We start from the raw sequence: 450 nt of genomic DNA, 5'->3' as shown, positions 1-450 counted from the left end.
GCACTGCACCGTGCCTATGTGAACGCCCGCCTGATGTCGGCGATCCCGCTGAACGGCGTGTGTGACAATTACAGCTGGGCAGAGGCGATCAGCCTGCTGCGCAACAACCGCGTGGTGATCTTCTCCGCCGGTACCGGTAACCCGTTCTTCACCACCGATTCCGCCGCTTGCCTGCGCGGCATCGAGATCGAAGCGGACGTGGTGCTGAAAGCCACCAAAGTGGATGGCGTATACTCCGCCGATCCGGTGAAAAACCCGGATGCGACGCTGTATGAACAATTAACCTATCAGGACGTGCTGGAGCGCGAGCTGAAAGTGATGGATCTGGCTGCGTTTACGCTGGCCCGCGATCACGGTCTGCCGATCCGCGTGTTCAACATGAACAAGCCTGGCGCGCTGCGCCGCGTGGTGATGGGTGAGAACGAAGGTACGCTGATCAGCAAATAAGGC

At 59.8% G+C, this 450-nt stretch carries 1 protein-coding gene; it reads left to right on the top strand.

The window, feature by feature from the left end; genetic code table 11:
- Positions 1-447: uridine monophosphate kinase (locus KHA85_RS20230; protein WP_213186672.1), on the top strand; the 447-nt coding region annotated here is incomplete at its 5' end.
- Positions 448-450 lie beyond the last annotated feature (3 nt).

The sequence above is a fragment of the Dietzia massiliensis genome, from assembly GCF_018390595.1.
Lineage (GTDB): Bacteria > Actinomycetota > Actinomycetes > Mycobacteriales > Mycobacteriaceae > Dietzia > Dietzia massiliensis.
Note: the sequence above shows the minus strand (reverse complement) of the source record. Positions and strands in the feature narration are given on the sequence as shown.